This window comes from Ensifer sp. LC384 (genome assembly GCF_001695865.1).
Taxonomy (GTDB): domain Bacteria; phylum Pseudomonadota; class Alphaproteobacteria; order Rhizobiales; family Rhizobiaceae; genus Ensifer.
On record NZ_MBST01000013.1, the window covers coordinates 123,521 to 144,217 of the forward strand.

Genomic DNA, 20,697 nt, shown 5'->3' on the forward strand with positions numbered 1-20,697 from the left:
CGCCGCGCATCTACTGCAAAGACGCGCAAAGGTCGCTGTACCACGATCCGATGCATGATTTTGCCCTTAAATCGATCCCGATCTAAGGGCAAAATCATGAGTAGCGCCGCAATGATCCCGGTTTACGGTAGTTTCAGGGCCGCAGCCGAGGCTAGCGGCGGGACATGACAGAAAAATTTAGCGGCGCGCAAGCTCTCGGGCCTTGTTTGATCACAGCAGTCACTCTGCCGCACGTATCGCGGCCCGCCTCGTCGTCTCGGCGCGATCGACGAAAACCGACGCCAGAAAGATGCCGAAGCCGGCAACACCCATGACGGCGCCGACAAGGCCGGTCGAGGTCCAGCCATAGCCTGATGCAATGGACCAGCCGCCAAGCCAGGCGCCGAGGGCGTTGGCAAGGTTGAAGGCGGAATGGCTGAGTGCGGCGGCAAGCGTCTGGGCTTCGCCCGATACGTCCATCAGCCGCGTCTGCACCCCCGGCACGACGGCAAAGCCGCCGCCGATGAACAAGACGTTGACGATGGCGATCCACGGATTGCCCATGGTGAAATAGAACAGCACATAGGCAAAGATGTTGAAGGCGAGCGCGATACCGATCGCCGGCAGCAGCGCCCAGTCGGCAAGCCGCGAACCGACGATGTTGCCGAGGATCATGCCAGCGCCGAACACCGACAGCATGATCGGCACATTGGCGACGGAAACGCCCGCGACCTCCGTCAATGCCGGGGCGATGTAGCTGAAAACGGCAAACATGCCGCCGCAGCCGATGGCGCAGATGCCGAGCATCAGCCACACCTGCAGCTTGCCCAGGGCGCCAAGCTCACGCAGCGGCGTCGCCTGCGGATTGCCCCTGTCGCGCGGCACGTAGGACCAGGTGAGCGCAATGGTCAAAAGGCTGATGCCGCCGACGATGGCGAAGGCCGAACGCCAGCCGAGCGCCTGACCGAACCAGGCAACAAGCGGCGTTCCGAACAGGGTCGCGATCGTCAGGCCCATCATCACGCGCCCGACGGCACGCGCCCGCTGGTTGGGTGCAGCCAGCCCGGCAGCCACGAGTGCCGCCACGCCGAAATAGGCACCGTGCGGAAGGCCGGCAAAGAAGCGCGCCGCAACCAGCGTGTAGAAATCCGGGGCGATGGCGCTTGCGAAATTGCCGATCGCAAACAACAGCATCAGCACCAGAAGCACGCGAAAGCGCGAAAACCGCGCCGCAAGCACCGCGATCAACGGTGCGCCGACGACAACGCCGAGCGCATAGGCGCTGATCACCGCACCGGCCTTCGGCACCGAAACGCCGACATCGTCGGCCACCTGCGGCAGCAACCCCATGATGGCGAATTCGCCCGTACCGATCCCGAACCCGCCAACGGCGAGCGCAACTTCGGCAACGGAGATGCGGCTTCGGCGCGGATCGACGGCAGAAGAATAGGCTTCGTCACACATGAGCAATGACCTGTGTCGTCCGCTCCGAGAAGCGGAATAAATCTGTGGGTGCTGATAACGGGTATCGGACGGTATCCGATGGGGGATATGCTGCAATGCAATACAGGCTTTAGGCCCGGCTGACAAAGGGTTTGCGGCACTCATCATACTTTTTCGGGCGCGAGCAAACCAGGCCGGTTAACCGTTAGCTGAGTTGACGTTTACGTCAAAGTTATATAATCCCGAATCTCGGCTTGAAGAGGTGTCGCAAAAGCATCATCTTCATCGGCAAGAGAAGACCGGGAGGGTTACTTCTTTGGCCGCAAGCAAGGCCAGCCTGTGGCGACCAGAGGGAGAGAGGTCATGGCGGAACTCAACACGCAACCAACAGGTACCAGCCCGGAGAAGATCTGGCTGAAATCCTATCCGCCGGGCATTCCCGCCGAGATCGGCCCGCTGCCCTACAAATCGATCGGCGATTTTTTCGACCATGCCGTCGCGCGCTACTCGCGCCGCTTCGCCTTTACCTGCATGGGCAAATCGCTGACCTTCTCCGAACTCAATGCCGAATCCGCCAAGATAGGCGCCTGGCTGCAGGCACGCGGGTTGTCGAAGGGCGACCGCGTCGCGGTGATGATGCCGAACATCCTGCAGAACCCGGTGATCGTGTACGGCATCCTCAGGGCAGGCTTCACGGTCGTCAACGTCAACCCGCTCTACACGCCGCGCGAACTGGAGCACCAGCTCGTGGACTCTGGCGCCAGGGCAATCTTCGTGCTTGAGAATTTCGCCCATACGGTCCAGCAGGTGGCCGCCAAGACCAGCATCAAGCATGTGGTGGTCGCAACGATGGGCGACATGCTCGGCCTCAAGGGCGCGATCGTCAATCTGGTCGTGCGCCGGGTCAAGAAGCTCGTGCCCGCCTGGTCGATCCCCGGTCACCATTCCTTCAAGTCCGTGCTCGCCGAAGGCGGCCGCCTGAAGCTGACCAAGCCCAACGTCGCACCGAGCGACGTCGCTTTCCTGCAATACACCGGTGGCACCACGGGCGTTTCCAAGGGCGCGACGCTCACCCATTCCAACCTCTTGTCGAACATGGCGCAGATGGAAATCTGGTTCGACACTGCGTTCCGCTCGCGGCCGCGCCCCGACAATCTCGTCTTCATGTGCGCGCTGCCGCTCTACCATATCTTCGCGCTGACGGTGAACTCGCTGATGGGCCTTGCCACCGGTGGCAATAACATCCTGATCCCCAATCCGCGCGACATCCCCGGCTTCGTCAAGGAACTCGGCAAGTACAAGACCAACATCTTCCCGGGCCTCAACACGCTGTTCAATGCGCTGATGAACAACGTCGAATTCCAGAAGCTCGACTTCTCGTCGCTGATGCTCACCTTCGGCGGCGGCATGGCCATCCAAAGACCGGTTGCCGAACGCTGGCACAAGATGACGGGATGCCCGATCGCCGAAGGCTACGGCCTTTCCGAGACCTCGCCGGTCGCCACCGCCAACCTTCTCGACTCCACCGAGTTTACCGGCACGATCGGCTTGCCGATCCCCTCGACCGAGGTCGAGATTCGCGACGACCAGGGCAAGACCCTGCCGATCGGCGAAGTCGGCGAAATCTGCATTCGCGGGCCGCAGGTGATGGCGGGCTACTGGCAGCGGCCGGACGAGACCGCCAAGGCGATTTCGCCCGACGGTTTCTTCCGCTCCGGCGATATCGGCTTCATGAACCCGGCCGGCCTCGTCAAGATCGTCGACCGCAAGAAGGACATGATCCTCGTTTCGGGCTTCAACGTCTTCCCGAACGAGGTCGAGGAAGTGGCGATGACCCATCCCGGCATTCTCGAATGCGCGGCGATCGGCGTTCCCGACGAACATTCGGGCGAAGCGGTCAAGCTGTTCGTCGTCCGCAAGGATCCCGATCTGACCGAAGAGGACGTCAAGCGGCATTGTGCGGCCAATCTCACCAACTACAAGCGGCCGCGCTTCGTCGAGTTCCGCACCGAATTGCCGAAAACCAATGTCGGCAAGATCCTGCGCAAGGACCTTAGGGGCTGAAGGCACTGCCTCGACTTAAAACGATTTAAAAAATCCTGAAAACCGCCACCCCGGCGGTTTCGCGGGCTTGATTTGGACAATGCAAAGCGAATAGCTACGCAGGCGAATGTCCGACACAAGGAGCCCCGCGATGAAAGCGCTTGTCGATAAACTCAAAGCAACCGCCGCGCAGACAAATGCGACCGATATCCGTGCCGCCTTCGCGAGCGATGCCGAACGCTTCTCGCGCTTCAGCACCTCGCTCGACGATCTGCTGCTCGACTATTCGAAATGCGCGGTGAACGAGCAGGTGCTCGACGGCCTCGAGGCGCTGGCGAAAGCAGCCAAGGTCGAGGAAAAGCGCGATGCGATGTTCCGCGGCGACATCATCAACATTACCGAGGAGCGGGCCGTGCTGCACACGGCGCTGCGCAATCGCGGCAATCGCCCCGTCATGGTCGATGGCAAGGACGTGATGCCCGACGTCAACGGCGTGCTCGAAACCATGGGCGCCTTTGCCGATGGCATCCGCTCGGGGGCGCTGAAAGGTGCTACCGGCAAGAAGATCACCGATGTGATCAATATCGGCATCGGCGGCTCGGATCTCGGCCCGGTGATGGCGACGCTGGCGCTGGCGCCGTTCCATGACGGCCCGCGCCTGCATTTCGTCTCCAACATCGATGGCGCGCATATCGCCGATACGCTGAAGCTCGTCGATCCGGAAACGACGCTCTTCATCGTCGCCTCCAAGACCTTCACGACCATCGAGACGATGACCAACGCGGCGACGGCCCGCGCCTTCATCGCCGGCAAGCTCGGCGAAGCCGCCGTCGGCCACCACTTCGCCGCGGTATCGACCGCGCTCGACAAGGTCGCGGCTTTCGGCATCGACCAGGCGCGCGTGTTCGGCTTCTGGGATTGGGTCGGCGGCCGCTATTCGATCTGGTCGGCGATCGGCCTGCCGCTGATGATCGCCATCGGCAAGGAGAATTTCGGCCGCTTCCTCGATGGCGGTCATGCCATCGACGAGCATTTCCGCACCGCACCGATCCGGGAGAACCTGCCGATGCAGCTTGGCCTCCTCGGCTTCTACCACCGCAATGTTCTCGGTTACCCCTCGCGCGCGATCCTGCCCTATGATCAGCGCCTTTCGCGCTTTCCGGCCTATCTGCAGCAGCTCGACATGGAATCGAACGGCAAGGCGGTCACGCTCGACAGCCAGCCGGTCGGATTTTCGACCGGCCCAGTCGTCTGGGGCGAACCCGGCACCAATGGCCAGCACGCCTTCTACCAGCTGATCCATCAGGGCACGGACGTTATCCCGGCCGAGTTCATGATTGCCGCCAATGGCCACGAGAAGAACCTGCGCCACCAGCACGAGCTGCTGATTGCCAATTGCCTCGCCCAGTCGGAAGCCCTGATGAAGGGCCGCACGCTTGCCGAGGCGAAGGCGCAGCTGACCTCCAAGGGCATGGCGGACGCGAAGGCGGACAGAATAGCGCCGCACCGCGTCTTTGCCGGCAACCGCCCGTCGCTGACGCTGGTCTACGACCAGCTCGATCCTTTCGCGTTCGGCCGGCTGATCGCACTCTACGAGCATCGCGTCTTCGTCGAAGGCGCGCTCTTCAACATCAACTCCTTCGACCAGTGGGGCGTCGAGCTTGGCAAGGAGCTTGCGACAGGCCTTCTGCCGGTGGTCGAAGGCAAGGAAAGTGCTGAAGGTCACGATTCGTCAACGGCCGGCCTTGTCGCCGTGCTGCTTGGGGCTGCCCGTTAAAAAGACATGGACCGGGGTGCGATTGTCGCCCCGGTCCGCTCATGCCGCGCAGGCCGGCAGCGCCTTGACGCCGGACAGGCGGAGCATGTCCATCAGATCCAGGCCCGAGAGGATCTGGAAATAGCTTTCGTCGGAGCGGATGCGTATCCAGGCATCGACCGTGATCTTCTGGCCGGCCGGATAAGCACCGGTCCAGCAGCCGCCGGAAAAGGCGACAGAAAGACTCCCTCGTCCTTTCGCCTCAGCCCCTTTGGTCGCCGCAATTTTTTCCTGCATATCGCGCAGGCGCTCGGCATCGGCCGACGCCAAGGTCAGGACGTAGAGCGTCTGGCCGTGCCGCATCCGTTCGGTCAGATCAGGCGCTCCGGTATTGCCGGACTGGATCTGAAGCGCAAAACGGCGGGTGTCGAGCGCAGCACCATCCGCCTTCCACGAAATCCCGAGCATCGCATCACCGCGCCTGAGCGAAAGCGCCTTCGGCACCAACAAGGCAACCCGCAGCTCTGAGGGATCGGACTTGAGCGGATCGACGCTCGACAGTTTTTCAAGGGAGCCGACATTGAGAGCCGCGCAGGCGGCAAGCACATTGAGCGATAGAAAAAGGCATGGATTCATCAAAATACGGAAAGACATGAAATGCACCAAAATCATAATTGACGCGAATTAATTATCGTTTTACATTAAAAAAACAAGTGAGCCGATAAGGGATTTTTTAATGACTGGATCCCCCGAGCGGCTGCGCAAACTGAGCCGCATCATGAAGCTGATGGTCGTCCTGTGCGGTGCTTTGTTCTGCTCGGCCGTCGTCTACGGACATTGGCAGATCTTCTTCGACAGGGCGGGTTTCGAGCAGGGCATTCGCGACGTCGTCTTCCCGAGGGTCTCGACGATCACGCTCTCCTATCGGGCGATCGTGACCGTCGTACTTCTCACCGCCTTGAACAATGCGCTGGTCATTGCGGGGCTCGCCTTTGCCTGGCAGCTTTTCGACGGTTTCGAGCGCGGAGAGATCCTCTCCGGCCGCAATGGTGTCCTGCTGAAGCGGATCGGCATCATCGCGCTCGTCGGCTCCCTCTGCATCGTTGTCAGCAACGCGATCGGCGTGATGGCCGTCACCTACGACAACCCCGGTGCAGCCGACCATTCCGTTTTCATCGATATCAATGGAGGAACGGTGATCATTCTGCTGATGGCCGGCCTGCTTCTGGTGCTCGGCCACGTCATCGTCATTGCATCGGGGATCGAAGCCGAAAACCGGAGCTTCGTCTAACGGATGCCGATTGTCGTAAACCTCGACGTCATGCTGGCAAAACGCAAGGTGCGCTCCCGCGACCTCGCCGAGCAGGTCGGCATCACCGAGCAGAACATATCCCTTTTGAAATCCGGCAAGGTCAAAGGCGTGCGCTTCGACACGCTGGAAAAGATCTGCGCCGTTCTCGACTGCCAGCCGGGCGACATTCTCGAATATCGTCCGACGGAAGAGGAGAAAGGCTGAGTTGCGAGCGGGCTCTTCTCAGAGCCCGATTTCGTGTTTCCACGGCGGGTTGGCGCCGGCACGCGACACGGTGACGGCAGCCGCCTTGGCGCCCAGCGCCAGCGCATCGCGGACCGCACTTTCGGAGAGGTTGGCGACGGCGTCCTTGGTGAGGAGCCCGCTCAGCTTCAGCGAGGCCAGAACGCCGGCATCGAAAGTGTCGCCGGCGCCGACCGTATCGACGACCGTGACGCGTTCGCCGGCAACCTCGACCTTGTGGCGCGTGGTGTAACCGACGGCCCCATCGGCGCCCTTGGTGATCAGCACCAGCTTCGGCCCACGCTTCAGCCACTCGGCGGCGAGATCGTCGTGGCTGCCGGTCATGCCGAACCAGTCGAGATCTTCATCGGAGAACTTGATGATGTCGGACATCGCCGCCATGCGGTTCATGCGGGCGAGATGGGCTTCGCGGTCCTTGATGAAGCCCGGCCGGATGTTCGGGTCGAAGGAGATGACCCGTTTTTCGTGTTCGCGAGTCATCAGCGCTTCATAGGTCGAACCGCAGGGCTCTGGGATGAGGCTGATGGCGCCGAAATGCAGCGCCTCGCAGAAGTCGCCGAGCGCCGGCAAGTGATCCCTAGTGATCATGCGCCCTGCTGTATTCTCGTCGAAGAAAGCGTAAGTGGCATGGCCGTTGGCGAGCTTGACGAAGGCAAGCGTCGTGTGAAGCGACAGGGTGGCTGAGGGGCCGAAGTCGACATTCGCAGCCTTCAGCGTTTCGCGGAGGATATCGCCGAACATGTCGTCGGAAAGGCCGGTGAAGAAGCCGGTGGGAATGCCGAGCCGACCGAGCGCGATCGCCGTGTTGAAGATCGCCCCGCCGGCATAGGGTGCAAACGCACTCTCGCGTGCGGTCGTGTCCCGCGGCAACATGTCGATCAGCGCTTCACCACAACATACGATCATCGGCATTTCTCCCCTGAAGACATTTCAACTGATTTCCATGACTTTCCGCGAATTCCCACAGCACCGCCTATTGGGCGGCAAGCGCGCTGACGCCGCCATTGCGGGCCGACCAGGCGAGCGGGTCGTTGAGGAAGGCCTCGACTTCGCCAAGCGTCTTGTCATCGAACAGCGCCTGCTCGCGGGCAACGGCCAGCACGTTGCGCCATGTGGCGATCCAGTGCAGGTCGACGCCCTTCCCCTTCATCTCGCCGACGGCTTCCGGGAAGATATCGTAGTAGAAGAGCGCGATGCCGTGGTCGACGATGCCGCCGGCAGCACGGATGGCGTCGATGAACTTGAACATCGAGCCACCGGCCGTCGTCAGGTCCTCGATCACCAGAACACGCGCGCCCTCCGGCATGTGGCCCTCTATCTGGGCGTTGCGGCCATGCCCCTTCGGCGCCTTGCGCACGTAGATCATCGGCAGGCCGAGGCGCTCGGCCAGCATCGCCGCAAAAGGAATGCCCGCCGTCTCGCCGCCGGCAACGACGTCGAACTGCTCGAAGCCGGCCTCGCGCAGGATGGATGCGGCCGCGAAATCCATGACCGCCGAACGGATGCGCGGATAGGAGATCAGCTTGCGGCAGTCGATATAGACCGGGCTCGCCATGCCGGACGAGAGCTTGTAGGGCTTGTCGGCGCTGAAATGCACCGCCTTGATCTCCCAGAGCATCTTCGCGACCAGCTCGGCCATGACGGACTTGTCGGTGAACGCGTTGGAAAACATCAAACTCTCCTTCAATTTCGGCAGCGCCGCGCGTCCGTCCGACGCGCAAAGGTCGCTGTAACAGTTGCGCTCCTGCCTGTTCCTGTCCCTGGATCGATTCCGATTCGGGAACCTAAGCAGTCGCGATCAGACGACGGCCCAGTGCAGCGGGAACATCGGATCAAAAACGGTGACAAGGCCGGCGCCGGTGTCGATCTTGGCGGGATAGCTCACCGCCTCCTGCTGCTTGCGCAGCGTGATCGTCTCCTCGTTGACCGGCAGGCGGTACCAGGCGGGGCCGTTCAGAGACGCGAAGGCTTCGAGCTTGTCGAGCGCGTTTTCCTCCTCGAACACATGGGCAAGGCAGCTCATGGTGTTGATCGAGGTGTAGATGCCGGCGCAGCCGCAGGCGCATTCCTTCAGCGGATCGACATGCGGCGCCGAGTCGGTGCCGAGGAAAAAGCGTGCATCACCCGATGTCGCCGCCGCGCGCAGGGCCAGGCGGTGGTTCTCGCGCTTGGCAACCGGCAGGCAGTAGTAATGCGGCTTGATACCGCCGACGAGAATGGCGTTGCGGTTGATGATCAGGTGGTGCGTGGTGATCGAGCCGGCGAGATTGGCCTTCGACGCCTTGATGTAGTCGATGCCGTCCTTGGTGGTGACGTGCTCCATCGTAACTTTCAGTTCCGGCAGGCGCTTGCGCAAGGGATCGAGAACCGTTTCGATGAACACCGCCTCGCGGTCGAAGATATCGACGTCCGAGGTCGTCACTTCGCCGTGGACACAGAGCTGCAGGCCGATCTTGGCCATGCGCTCCAGCACCGGCATCGCCTTGTCGATGTCGCGAACGCCGCTGTGCGAGTTGGTCGTGGCGCCGGCCGGATAGAGCTTGACGGCCTTGACGAGACCGCTTTCGTGGCCGGCCTCGACGTCGTCGGGGTCCGTGCCCTCGGTCAGATAGAGCGTCATCAACGGCTCGAAGCGGTCGCCCGCCGGAATCGCGGCGACGATCCGGTCGCGATAGGCCGCCGCGTCGGCCGCGGTGACCACCGGCGGCACGAGGTTGGGCATGATGATCGCGCGGGCGAAATGGCGGCTGGTATCGGCGATGACGCCCTTCAGCATGTCGCCGTCGCGCAGGTGAAGGTGCCAATCATCCGGCCGGCGGATAACGAGGTCTTGCATGGTCAGCGTTCTCCTAACTCAGAGCAGGATGGCGGAAAACAGCTTACACTTTTCCTCATCCGGCTCTCGTGCTCGCGCCCGATCCGCGCGCGCAGCTTTGCAGCCGGCAGGTGCGGGCGACGGGCGGTAACTCATGTGGTGAAACCGCGTCTCGATATCACCAATGCGCCCGGGAACACAATCCGCAATCCGACCATCGCTCAGAAATCCGCAAGCACGAGGTCGGCGGGCCGCTGGCGGTCGACGACCCGATGGGCATTCGGAATGTCGTTGCCGAGGGCCTTGCGCCGTGCAGCCTCCGCATCATAGCCATGATCGTACCAACGCTTGAGCAAGCGCCGCTCCAGCTCTTCGATGCCGGGATTGATGAAGATTGAGAAGTCGAAGGCACCGTCGAGCTTCGTCCATGGCGCCTCGTCGAGCAGCAGATAATTGCCCTCGACGAGAATGATGCGGGTATCGGCCGCCACAACCCGCGCCGAGGCGATCGCCAGTTCGCGCGAGCGATCGAAGACCGGGACCAGCACTTCGCCATCGTTGGCCCTGACGGCGGCGATCGTCGCCAGGAACGACCTGGCGTCGAAGGTCTCGGGCGCGCCTTTGCGGGCAAGCAGGCCCTTCTGCTCGAGCACCGCATTGTCCATGTGAAAGCCGTCCATCGGCAGCACGGCCGCCTTTTCTCCTGCTGCTACCAGCGCTTCGGCAAGCGCATCGGACAACATCGATTTTCCGGCGCCGGGCGGGCCGGCAATCGCCACGACGAAACGGGCGGCTCCGGCCGCCCGTTGCAGGATTTGATCAACCACCGGCGCTACATTCATGCGGCGAGCGCCTCGCGCGGCGGCTCCTTGGCGCCGGTCATGAAGGCGACGGCATCCGACATCGTGTGCTCCTTCGGGTTGATGACGCAGAGCCGCTTGCCAAGCCGGTGGATGTGGATGCGGTCGGCCACCTCGAACACATGCGGCATGTTGTGCGAGATGAGCACGATCGGCAGGCCGCGCGAACGCACGTCGAGGATCAGCTCCAGCACCCGCCGGCTTTCCTTGACGCCGAGAGCTGCCGTCGGTTCGTCCATGATCACCACCTTGGAGCCGAAGGCTGCAGCTCGCGCCACAGCCACGCCCTGGCGCTGGCCGCCCGAAAGGGTTTCCACCGCCTGGTTGATGTTCTGGATGGTCATCAGGCCGAGCTCGGACAGCTTTGCCCGTGCTCGCTTCTCCATCTCCGTGCGGTCGAGCGTGCGGAAGAGCTTACCGATGATGCCCGGCTTGCGGATCTCGCGGCCGAGAAACATGTTGTCGGCGATCGAGAGCGCCGGCGACAGCGCCAGGTTCTGGTACACGGTCTCGATGCCGGCCGTGCGCGCCTCCATCGGCGAGCGGAAGTGGATCTGCTGCCCTTCAAGCCGGATCACGCCTTCATCAGGCGTGATGGCGCCGGAGATCGCCTTGATCATCGAGGACTTGCCGGCGCCGTTGTCGCCGATGACGGCCAGGATCTCGCCCGGGTAAAGGTCGAAATCGGCATGATCGAGGGCAGTGACGCGACCATAACGCTTGACCAGGCCGCGCGCGGTGAGAATGGGTTCCTGAGCCATCAGCTTGCTACCTTTCGGATCCATTGGTCGATTGCGACGGCAGTGATGATCAGCACGCCGGTGAGGAAGACTTTCCATTGCGGATCGGCGCCCAGCATGTTGAGGCCCATGGAGACCACACCGACGATCATCGCGCCGATCAGGGTTCCAAGGATCGATCCGCGTCCGCCGAAGAGCGAGATGCCGCCGATCACGGCTGCGGTGATGGCCTGCAGATTGTAGTCGGTGACGGCTGCCGAAGGCGAGATCGAGCCGTTGCGGCCGATCGAGACCCAGGCGGCGAGTGCCGCGATCAGACCGGCCAGCGTATAGGCGCTGAGCAGCACGCGGCTGGTGCGGATACCGGAAAGCTTGGCCGCCTCGGGATCGTCGCCGACCGCATAGAGGTGCCGCCCCCAGGCGGTATGATTGAGCGCATACCAAAGGCCAAGGACCAGCACGACCATCATCACCACGCCGAGCGTGAAGACGGCGGATCCCACCTTGAAGCTGACGCCGAAGAGGTGAAGCATCGGGGTGACCGCGGTCACATCGGCCTCGCGGATCGTCGCATTGGCCGAGTAGATGAAGTTCGTCGACATGATGACGTACCAGGTGCCGAGCGTCACGATGAACGGCGGAAGCTTGACCCTGGAGACGAGGAAACCGTTGAGGAAGCCGCAGGCGCCGCCGACGAGGAAACCGATGAAGATCGCGATCGGCGCGGGAAGGCCGTAGGTCACGGCGCAATTGCCCATGATCACCGCCGAAAGCACCATGATCACGCCGATCGAAAGGTCGATGCCGGCCGTCAGGATCACCAGGGTCTGCGCGGCACCCAGGATGCCGACGATGGCGATCTGCTGCAGGATCAGCGTCAGTGTATAGGACGAGAAGAACTTTCCACCGATCGTCAAACCGAAGATCAGGATCGCCGCAACCAGCACGATGAACGGCACGGCCGCCGGCGTCGAATGCAGGAAATGCTGGATCTTCTGGATCGCAGTCTTGTCATGCGTATCGAACGACGCGACCTGCGTCGAACTGTTGACCAGGACTTTTTCGAATTCCTGGGATGGCTGTGCGGCTGTATTGGGCTCGCCCATGGACCTTCCTCCCGTGAACCCCACTCCCAAGGGGTTGCGATGCAATTTGGTGCACAGCCCGCCCACCGTGTGGCGGGCATCAGCACTCACTCAAGAAGCTGCGCGGTTTTCGACGCCTTGTCAAAGACATCGGCGCTTACGCGAAGGGCGGCCGGGGCCGCCCTTCCGTTACTGGCTTATGCGTTCGAAGAGCGGAAGCGATCAGCCCCAGCACTTCTCCGTGCCGACCTTGACGTCGATCGATTCGACGCCGGCAGCCGGCTTGTCGGTGACGAGCGAAACGCCGGTATCGAAGAAGTCCTTGCCTTCGGTCGGCTTCGGCTTTTCACCGCTGTCGGCAAACTTCTTGATCGCCTCGATGCCGAGTGCGGCCATCATCAGCGGATACTGTTGCGAGGTCGCGCCGATGACGCCTTCGGCCACCGACTTGACGCCGGGGCAACCGCCGTCAACCGATACGATCAGCACGTCCTTCTCCTTGCCGACAGCCTTCAGCGCCTGATAGGCGCCAACGGCGGCCGGTTCGTTGATGGTGTGGATCACGTTGATATCCGGATCCTTCTGCAGAAGGTTTTCCATCGCCTTGCGGCCACCTTCTTCGTTGCCGTTGGTGACGTCGTGACCGACGATGCGGGCATCGTCCTCGTCGCCGATCTTGTTCGGATCCTTCGGGTCGATGCCGAAGCCGATCATGAAGCCCTGGTCGCGCAGGACGTCGACCGTCGGCTGCGACGGCGTCAGATCGAGGAAGCCGACCTTGGCGGTCTTGGCGCCCTCGCCCATCGTGGCGGCAGCCCACTGGCCGATCAGCTTGCCGGCGAGCAGATTGTCGGTTGCGAACGTCGCATCGGCGGCGGTGGCCGGATCGAGCGGCGTGTCGAGCGCGATCACCAGAAGACCGGCTTCCTGCGCCTTCTTCACCTGGTCGACGATCGCCTTGGTGTCGGAAGCGGCGATCAGGATACCCTTGGCGCCATCGGCGATGCAGGATTCGATCGCAGCCACCTGGCTGTCATGGTCGCCGTCGATCTTGCCGGCATAGGCCTTCAGCGTGACGCCGAGCTCCTGGGCCTTGGCGGTGGCGCCTTCCTTCATCTTGACGAAGAAGGGATTGGTGTCGGTCTTGGTAATCAGGCAGGCGCTGACATCGGCGGCCTGCGCCGGAGCGGCGAACACGACGCCAAGCGACAGCACGCCGAACGCGGCGGAAAGAACAGTCTTCTTCATGTAATCCTCCCAAGGATGAAAAACGCGCCGGCGGACCGGCCCAGGCCTCGCCGCCACAGCATTCTCCTCCGCTGCAGCATGCGCTTCCGGAGCAAAAACAAACACTAAATTTCGGGGGTGTCAATAAATAAATCAAATTGAATTATTATTTCGATGTGGCATTCTTGGGATAACGGCGATCCGGCGCCATCCGGGTCGGCGCGCAAATTGACAGCTCCGCCCAGAGCGGAAACAACAGACCCGCGCCAAGCGGGCACTTATGCCAACGGGAGGAGACGGTGGCATGTCATTGACCGACGGCCCCGACAGGGGACCGATGCAACCTGACGTCATCGACCCGAGCGGCGGGGCGAACCAGACACGTGTGCGCGCCTATAACGAAAGGCTGGTGATGTCGCTGGTTCGTCGTCACGGCGGGCTCTCGAAGGCGGACATCGCCCGGCGCTCCGGGCTTTCGGCGCAGACCGTTTCCGTCATCATGCGGGCGCTTGAAAGCGATGGCCTGCTGGTGCGCGGCGCGCCGGTTCGAGGCCGCGTCGGCCAACCGTCGACACCGATGCGGCTCAACCCGGATGCGGTGTTTTCCTTCGGGGTGAAGATCGGACGTCGAAGTGCAGACCTGGTGCTGATGGATTTCGTCGGCAATATCCGCCTGCAGCTGCACCAGATCCATGCCTATCCCCTGCCCGGCGAGCTCGTCGACTTCATCATCGGCGGCATCGAGAAACTCGAGAGGCAACTGAGCGCGGAGGAGCGCAAACGCATCGCCGGCATCGGCATCGCCACACCCTTCGAACTGTGGAACTGGGCGGAAGAAGTGGGCGCGCCGCGCGAAGAAATGAACCGGTGGCGCGATATCGATCTGCAGGCGATCGTCGCGCAACGCACCCGCCATCCGGTTTTTCTGCAGAACGACGGAACCAGCGCCTGCGGCGCCGAGCTCGCCTTCGGCGTCGGCGCCAGCTATCCCGACTTCGTCTATTTCTACATCGGCTCGTTCATCGGCGGCGGCATCGTCATCAATTCCGCGCTCTTTTCCGGCCGGACCGGCACCGCCGGCGCCGTCGGCCCGCTGCCGGTTTCCGGCAAGGACGGCAAGACCATCCAGCTCCTCAAGATCGCCTCGGTCTTCGTGCTGGAAAACCTGCTGCGCAGCCGCGGCATCGACCCGAAGCCGCTGTGGTATTCGGCCGACGACTGGATCGATTTCGGTGAGCCGCTGACCATCTGGATTGACGACAGTGCGGCGGCCCTTGCCCAGGCGGTCGTCTCCGCCGCCTCGATCATCGATTTCTCCGCCGTCGTCATCGACGGCGGTTTCCCGCCCTGGGTCCGCGCCCGGCTTCTGACCGCAACGCGCAAGGCTCTCTACGACCTCGATCTCCAGGGCGTAACAATTCCGGAACTGGTGGAAGGCATGGTCGGGAGCCATGCGCGCGCCATCGGCGGCGCGAGCCTGCCGTTGTTCTCCCGCTACCTGCTCGACACCAACGTCCTCTTCAAGGAGCTCAGCTGATGCTGAAAGGCATAAACCCGATCCTCAGTCCCGAGCTGCTCGCAACACTCAGGGCAATGGGCCATGGCGACGAGATCGCGCTGGTCGACGGCAACTATCCCGGCCAGGAACATGCCCGCCGACTGGTTCGGCTCGATGGCCACGGGCTGATCCCGGTGCTCGACGCCATTCTCAGCATCTTGCCAATCGACGATTTCGTGCCTGCCGCGATCTTCCGCGCCACGGTCAAGCAGGATCGGGATGCGCTCGATCCGGTTCACCGGGAGATCATCGATTGCTGCGGCAAGCATGAGCCGGCGCGTGCGGTCGTTCCGCTGCTCGGCCCCGAATTCTATCCGCGGGTGCAGGCGGCGCATACGGTGGTGCAGACGAGCGAGCCGCGGCTTTACGGCAACGTCATCTTGCGCAAGGGCGTGATCTACCCCTGACGGATTACACAGCGAAAACAGAAGAGCCCGCCGGCGGAACCGGCGGGCTCTTCTGTTCAAGCCGTGAAGGCCTCAGGCGCGGCGTGCGTCGATCGACAGCGCGCCCGGGCCGAAGGCCGCAAGCACCAGGAAGCCGCCGGCAACCGAGATGTTCTTCATCATCATCAGGCCGTTGAAGACGGTCAGCAGGCCGTTGGCTTCCGGCGGGAAGGTCGGGATGTTGATCGCACCGCCGTGGAAGACGAAAGCGGTAACCAGGCAGAACAACGCAAGCAGATAGGCAGCAATCTTCGTCTGGAAGCCGACGAGAACGGCAAGACCGCCGATCAGCTCGAAGGCGCCGGCGAGATAGGCAAGTGCGGTTGCTGCGGGCCAGCCGGCATTGGCGATCATTCCGGCGGTGCCGGCGGGATCTGTCAGTTTGCCGAACCCGGAGATGATGAACATGATCGAAAGGAGAATGCGCCCGATGAGGACGACGACATTCTGAGACATGCGAGGCTCCTGTGAGAAACGAGTGTTGGCAGCAGAAGTATCAGCATTTTCAAATTCATCTAGCCGCACGCCCAGCGACAGATCGTTCACAGCCTAGAGACAACCGGGATTTATCGTCAACCGACATTTGAGTTTCGGCATAGTCTGTGCAGTGCTTTTCGTCGTCGGCAGCCCCAGCTCAGCCTCAAGCGTTCTTTTCTGTTGCAACGAAGGGGCTGCTGCGCGAAATTCAGGCGCGGCAGGGGACGCCGCGCGGGGGCATCTCATGAACGAAATCAACAGGAGCCCGGCCTTCTGGCGCTCATTCGCGATCTTCGAAGGGTTCGACAAGACGACGATCGAGGAACTTGCCGAGATTGCCACCTATCGCAAGTGGCCGGCGGGCACGGTGATCTTCCAGCGCGGCGACGAAGGCAACTACATGATCGTCGTCATATCGGGCCGCATAAAACTGTCGCTAATCACGCCGCAGGGCCGCGAACTGATGCTGCGCCAGCATGAAGCCGGTGCGATTTTCGGCGAGATGGCGGTGCTCGACGGCCAGGCACGATCGGCAGATGCAACAGCGCAGACCGCGGCCGAAGGCTATGTGATCGGCAAGAAGGCCTTTCTCGACATGGTCACGACCCGGCCTGCGGCAGCCGAGTCCGTCATCCGCTTTCTCTGCGCGCAGCTGCGCGACACCACCGAGCGGCTGGAAACCATCGCGCTCTACGACCTCAATGCCCGCGTCGCCCGGTTCTTCCTGGCCACGCTCCGGCAGATCCACGGCAACGAGCTTCCCGAAAGCGCCAATCTGCGCCTGACGATGAGCCAGACGGATATCGCCGGCGTGCTCGGCGCCAGCCGCCCCAAGGTCAACCGGGCCATCCTGTGGCTTGAAGAGAGCGGTGCGATCAAACGGGGAGACGGCATCATCGCCTGCAAGGTCGGCCGGCTGCTCAGCATCGCCGATCCAGAAGAGGATTAGGCGGCATGACCGTGCAACCTCGCCGGCACTTTCGCTTCACACCGCTGGCCGGCGGGATCCTGACGAGCCTGATCGTCGCACTGGCACTCTATTTCTATGCGCAACCGGTGTTCGAAACGCAGCGGGAACTGTTCTTCGACAGCCTGACGCAATGGATGCCGTCACCGCAGTCGCCCGACATCGTCGTCGTCGACATCGACCGGGCAGCCTATCAATCCCGGCCGAACGGTGATTGGGACAGGGCGGCAACCGCCGAACTTCTGTCCGGACTGAGCGAGGCAGGCGCCAAGGTCGTTGCCGTCGACTTCGTCTTCAGTTCCGATTGTGCCGTAGAGCTGCCGGGCAATGCAGCGCTTTCGGAGGCAGTCTCGAAACTGCCCGTCGTCCTCGGCTTTCTCATTGCCGATACGCTGCAGGAGCGCCCCCGCCCGGTGCCGCAATTGGCGCTGAGCCGGTCTTTCGCAGCGCCGGAACTCTGGTTCCTCGACGGCGCCGAAACCTCCTGCCCCGCTTTCATGGACCACGCCAAGGCGGCGGCCGCATCGTTTCTCGTTGGCGACGAGGATGCCCGCATCCGCCGGGTGCAGGCATTCGCTATCCTCGGCGAGGAGGCCTATCCGACGCTTGCGATCGAAGCGACGCGGCTGATGATCGGTGCGGGAACGCCGATCCTCGGCGGCGATCCGGCCTGGCTGCGTGTCGACCGGCAAGTCATCACGCTCGACGATACCGGCAGCCTGCGCTTCGTCGCGAGCGACCCTGACGAGATCGCAGCCCGGACGATTTCGGCGGCCGACATTCTCTCAGGGAAAGCAGGCAAAGCCAGGCTCTCGGGCAAACTCGTCTTCATCGGCAGCAGCCTGCCCAACCTCGGCGGCCTCAGGCCAAGCGCCTCGATGCCGCTCGAGCCCTCGGTGCAGATCCACGCCGATATCGCCAATGCAATCGCCACCGGCTTCATTCCGCGGCGTGACGCGCGGCTTCCCGTGATCGAAGCCTTGTTTTCGCTCGCGGCAGGCATCGCCGCCGCCTACGGCGCGGCAAGGCTGCGGCCGATGACATCTGCAGCACTCGGCATCGTCGCGGTTGCCGTCGTCGTCGCAGCGGCTGCCGCCATCTACCGCAGCAGCGGCTGGCTCGTGGATGCGATCAGCATCTCGGTCGCGCTCGCCGCCGTTCTGGCGGTAACGAGCACGCTGCAGTTCGGCCATATCCGGCGGGCGGAGGCGACGGCGCGGGAAAAATTCTCGCAATATCTGCCGCAATCCGTCGTGGCGCGCTACATCGACAATCCAGGTGCTGCCCGGGTTGCGGGCGAGGAACGGGCGGTGACGGCGCTGTTCACCGACATCGAGAGCTTTTCGACACTTTCGCAAAAACTCGGGCCGCGCGACCTCATCGCCCTGCTCGACATCTATTTCACCGAAGTCAACGGGCTGGTGGCGCAATATGGCGGCATGGTCGACAAGGTGGTCGGCGATGCCGTGCATGCCTTCTTCAACGCGCCGGAGGATCTTACCGATCATGTCGACAAGGCGATCGAATGCGCCAAGGCAATCCATGCGTTGACGGAGGAGATGCGCAGGCGGCCGCAGTTCGCAGCACGGAATTTCGGGCGCACGCGCATCGGCATCGAGACTGGCCAGGCGGTGCTTGGCGAGGTCGGCGCCGGCGGCAAGCTCGACTACACCGCTCATGGCGACGCCATCAACCTTGCAGCGCGACTGCAGGAGGCAAACAAATTTCTCGGCACGGCCATCTGCGTCGGCCCGGCGGCGGCGGCGGAAAGTAGGCAGCCGCTCCGCTCGCTCGGCGAACATGAAATCCGCGGCTTTGGTACGATGGAGCTCTTCACGATCGCCGACCCTGAACAGGTGTAGCGTTCCCTGTATATTTCATACTTGGCGCTGTCGGCGCTATTGCACGCCAACGCTGGCATAGGCTTCGCGGATCCGCGCCTGCCCCCAGTTGACCGGTTCGCTCGGCGCATCGCCCGCCTGCCGGAACTCGACGCCTTGGCCCGCGCCGACGACGCGCGTTACGCCGGCCCCCTCGACCGAGACGCTGCCATGCTCGACGAAGACGGCGAAGGCGACCCGGCTCGGGCCGCAAAAGAACTTGGTGCCGCGCACACCGATCATGCCGAAGGCGGTCCTGACGGCAACGTCGACCTTGGGCACCCCCTCGGGACGGTCGAACACCATCCGGCCGACGCCGAGCTCCAGCGTACCGCCCTGGCCGGCAATGAAACTATCGACCAGGAGGTCCGTCTCCGCGCCCAGCAGGACGCGGGTGTCGGTACCGAGGGCCAGCGTTGCGAAACTTTCGGCCTCAGTGCGCACATGGTCGTTGTCGAAGATCTGCGCGCCGACAGCGAGCGCCTCTTCCTGCTCGGTCTGCCGACGGCGAACATCGCCGCGGATTTCCGTCGCCTTGCCGATCACCGGGCTCGCCATGGTGGTTGCAACGCCGCCGCCCATGGCCGCCAACAACAGGCCGCCAACGACGACGCGCCTGCTCACCAGCATCTGCCGCATCGGCTTCCGGTCCATCATGGTCCTTCTCCCTGTTAGAGCCTTCGAGCGGCCGACCTTCCCAGAGAATATTCCCGATACCGGGGGAAACAAGCCGAATGCGCGTTGATAGGCTGCTTGCCACACTTTCCCACTTCGCCAGACCCCCGGCAATCCGGCTGTTACCGCCGGAACAGGCGGTGCGGAACCGTCAGGCTAACTTGGCCTCAGGAGACGGGAGAGCACCATGGAAAATCAGCGCAAAACAGGCATTCGTATCTTCAACGGCTTGCTTCTCGCCATCGTCAGCTTCCTGGCGCTTGCGGCGATCGCGCTGCCTCCCGCCCGCGCAGCCGACCTTTCGGCCGCCGACATCTGCGACCGCGAGGCGGGCAGCATCTTCGACCTGCAGCGCAACCACGCCTACCCGGCTGTTGCGACCGAAGACATGAAGATCGGCATTGCGCTTTCGGCCTGCCGCGAGGCCTATAACCAGCATGCCGGCGCGCGCATAGAGTTTCAGCTGGCGCGCGTGCTCGACAAGGCCGGCCAGAAGATCCAGTCGCAGCGCATCCTTGGCGAAGCAGCGGAACATGGCCATGCGCTGGCGATGACCAACCATGCGGTGCTTGTCGGCGAACAGGGCGACATCAAAACCGAATTCGCGCTCAACCAGAAAGCCGCAGCAGCCGGCAACGTCCTTGCCGCCTACAATCTTGGCGTCGCCTACCGCGACGGCATGGGCACCGCCGCCAACGGCAAGCTGGCAATCGAATGGTTCGAGCGGGCTTCGCTCGCCGGCGACGATGTCGCCGCCTTCAACCTTGCGGTCATCCTGGATGAAGGCAAGCTGGTGCCGGAAGACAACGCCAGGGCCGCCACGTTCTATCGGCTCGCCGTCGAGCGCGGCAACGTCGACGCCATGGTCAATCTCGGCCTGATGCTGGAAACCGGCGAAGGCATGACCAAGGACCTACCCGCCGCACGCGCCGTCTTCCACAAGGCTGCGGCCGAGGGCGACGCCTATGCGGGGCGCAAGTTCGCCGAACTCAGCGGAGCCAACAATTTCGAGACGGCCATGCTCGATAAGACGAGCCGCATCAAGTGAGCATTGCGGGCCCGCCCCCAGGGGTCGGCCCGCCTGACGTATCGCCGATGCTCCTCTTGGCTGCGCTCCCCAGGCAATCCCGCCGTATCCTCCAAAACGTGCAAGCAACGCGATCCGCGACCGGCAAATCCCGCCCAAAGATG

General features: G+C 62.9%; 20 protein-coding genes and 1 pseudogene. 10 read left to right on the plus strand and 11 right to left on the minus strand.

Features of this window, described 5'->3' with window-relative positions; all coding sequences use genetic code 11:
• Window positions 1-219 precede the first annotated feature (219 nt).
• A complete protein-coding gene (locus BC363_RS12480; RefSeq protein ID WP_053248808.1) occupies window positions 220-1,443 on the minus strand; it encodes an MFS transporter in 1,224 nt (407 codons plus the stop codon).
• 342 nt (window positions 1,444-1,785) lie between these two features.
• Between BC363_RS12480 and BC363_RS12485 the strand changes: the two genes are divergently transcribed.
• Together BC363_RS12485 and pgi are read left to right on the plus strand one after the other, a co-directional pair.
• Window positions 1,786-3,486 (plus strand): long-chain fatty acid--CoA ligase, encoded by a 1,701-nt coding sequence (locus BC363_RS12485; protein WP_065781402.1) that lies wholly within the window; start codon window positions 1,786-1,788, stop codon window positions 3,484-3,486.
• Window positions 3,487-3,616: 130 nt separating this feature from the next.
• On the plus strand, window positions 3,617-5,242 hold the full coding sequence (gene pgi / locus BC363_RS12490; protein WP_065781403.1) for a glucose-6-phosphate isomerase: 1,626 nt from the start codon (window positions 3,617-3,619) through the stop codon (window positions 5,240-5,242).
• 39 nt (window positions 5,243-5,281) lie between these two features.
• Here pgi and BC363_RS12495 read toward each other — a convergent pair whose 3' ends face one another.
• Window positions 5,282-5,875, minus strand: a complete 594-nt coding sequence (locus BC363_RS12495) for a hypothetical protein (protein ID WP_141690289.1) — start codon at window positions 5,873-5,875, stop codon at window positions 5,282-5,284.
• Between the two features lie 82 nt (window positions 5,876-5,957).
• On the opposite strand from BC363_RS12495, the gene BC363_RS12500 reads away from it, so the two are divergent.
• Window positions 5,958-6,512, plus strand: a complete 555-nt coding sequence (locus BC363_RS12500; protein WP_083223407.1) for a DUF2975 domain-containing protein — start codon at window positions 5,958-5,960, stop codon at window positions 6,510-6,512.
• A gap of 3 nt (window positions 6,513-6,515) precedes the next feature.
• On the plus strand, window positions 6,516-6,737 hold the full coding sequence (locus tag BC363_RS12505) for a helix-turn-helix transcriptional regulator (RefSeq protein ID WP_065781406.1): 222 nt from the start codon (window positions 6,516-6,518) through the stop codon (window positions 6,735-6,737).
• 18 nt (window positions 6,738-6,755) lie between these two features.
• On the opposite strand, the gene BC363_RS12510 is transcribed toward BC363_RS12505, so the two are convergent.
• From BC363_RS12510 to BC363_RS12540, 7 genes are all read right to left on the minus strand, one after another.
• A complete protein-coding gene (locus BC363_RS12510) occupies window positions 6,756-7,682 on the minus strand; it encodes a carbohydrate kinase (RefSeq protein WP_065781407.1) in 927 nt (308 codons plus the stop codon).
• Window positions 7,683-7,749: 67 nt separating this feature from the next.
• The gene (locus BC363_RS12515; RefSeq protein WP_065781408.1) at window positions 7,750-8,448 is read right to left on the minus strand and encodes an orotate phosphoribosyltransferase; all 699 of its coding nucleotides are present in this window, start codon (window positions 8,446-8,448) and stop codon (window positions 7,750-7,752) included.
• 126 nt (window positions 8,449-8,574) lie between these two features.
• The gene (gene pyrC / locus BC363_RS12520) at window positions 8,575-9,612 is read right to left on the minus strand and encodes a dihydroorotase (RefSeq protein WP_065781409.1); all 1,038 of its coding nucleotides are present in this window, start codon (window positions 9,610-9,612) and stop codon (window positions 8,575-8,577) included.
• 200 nt (window positions 9,613-9,812) lie between these two features.
• A complete protein-coding gene (locus BC363_RS12525) occupies window positions 9,813-10,433 on the minus strand; it encodes a nucleoside triphosphate hydrolase (RefSeq protein WP_065781410.1) in 621 nt (206 codons plus the stop codon).
• Window positions 10,430-11,212: an ATP-binding cassette domain-containing protein gene (locus tag BC363_RS12530; RefSeq protein WP_065781411.1), complete on the minus strand. Its 783-nt coding sequence runs from the start codon at window positions 11,210-11,212 to the stop codon at window positions 10,430-10,432. Before BC363_RS12530 ends, BC363_RS12525 begins: the two co-directional genes overlap by 4 nt.
• Entirely contained in the window at window positions 11,212-12,297 is a 1,086-nt protein-coding gene (locus tag BC363_RS12535; protein WP_065781412.1) for an ABC transporter permease, read from the minus strand. Before BC363_RS12535 ends, BC363_RS12530 begins: the two co-directional genes overlap by 1 nt.
• 201 nt (window positions 12,298-12,498) lie before the next feature.
• Window positions 12,499-13,524: a sugar ABC transporter substrate-binding protein gene (locus tag BC363_RS12540; protein WP_065781413.1), complete on the minus strand. Its 1,026-nt coding sequence runs from the start codon at window positions 13,522-13,524 to the stop codon at window positions 12,499-12,501.
• Window positions 13,525-13,807: 283 nt separating this feature from the next.
• Here BC363_RS12540 and BC363_RS12545 point away from each other — a divergent pair, with 283 nt between their 5' ends.
• Both BC363_RS12545 and BC363_RS12550 read left to right on the plus strand, forming a co-directional pair.
• Window positions 13,808-15,040, plus strand: a complete 1,233-nt coding sequence (locus tag BC363_RS12545; RefSeq protein WP_065781414.1) for an ROK family transcriptional regulator — start codon at window positions 13,808-13,810, stop codon at window positions 15,038-15,040.
• Window positions 15,040-15,468 (plus strand): RbsD/FucU domain-containing protein, encoded by a 429-nt coding sequence (locus BC363_RS12550; protein WP_065781415.1) that lies wholly within the window; start codon window positions 15,040-15,042, stop codon window positions 15,466-15,468. Before BC363_RS12545 ends, BC363_RS12550 begins: the two co-directional genes overlap by 1 nt.
• 72 nt (window positions 15,469-15,540) lie before the next feature.
• On the opposite strand, the gene BC363_RS12555 is transcribed toward BC363_RS12550, so the two are convergent.
• On the minus strand, window positions 15,541-15,963 hold the full coding sequence (locus BC363_RS12555; protein WP_065781416.1) for a DoxX family protein: 423 nt from the start codon (window positions 15,961-15,963) through the stop codon (window positions 15,541-15,543).
• Window positions 15,964-16,228: 265 nt separating this feature from the next.
• On the opposite strand from BC363_RS12555, the gene BC363_RS12560 reads away from it, so the two are divergent.
• Window positions 16,229-16,933, plus strand: coding sequence for a Crp/Fnr family transcriptional regulator (locus BC363_RS12560; protein WP_065781417.1), 705 nt, complete (start codon window positions 16,229-16,231; stop codon window positions 16,931-16,933).
• A gap of 5 nt (window positions 16,934-16,938) precedes the next feature.
• Entirely contained in the window at window positions 16,939-18,813 is a 1,875-nt protein-coding gene (locus BC363_RS12565) for a CHASE2 domain-containing protein (RefSeq protein WP_065781418.1), read from the plus strand.
• Window positions 18,814-18,849: 36 nt separating this feature from the next.
• Here BC363_RS12565 and BC363_RS12570 read toward each other — a convergent pair whose 3' ends face one another.
• Window positions 18,850-19,470 (minus strand): FecR domain-containing protein, encoded by a 621-nt coding sequence (locus tag BC363_RS12570; protein ID WP_065781433.1) that lies wholly within the window; start codon window positions 19,468-19,470, stop codon window positions 18,850-18,852.
• Between the two features lie 223 nt (window positions 19,471-19,693).
• Between BC363_RS12570 and BC363_RS36335 the strand changes: the two are divergent.
• A pseudogene (locus BC363_RS36335) lies at window positions 19,694-20,239 on the plus strand (sel1 repeat family protein); the annotation flags it as partial.
• The gene (locus BC363_RS36340; RefSeq protein WP_320416823.1) at window positions 20,216-20,554 is read left to right on the plus strand and encodes a tetratricopeptide repeat protein; all 339 of its coding nucleotides are present in this window, start codon (window positions 20,216-20,218) and stop codon (window positions 20,552-20,554) included. The pseudogene BC363_RS36335 and the gene BC363_RS36340, both read left to right, overlap by 24 nt.
• The last annotated feature ends 143 nt before the right edge of the window (window positions 20,555-20,697 follow it).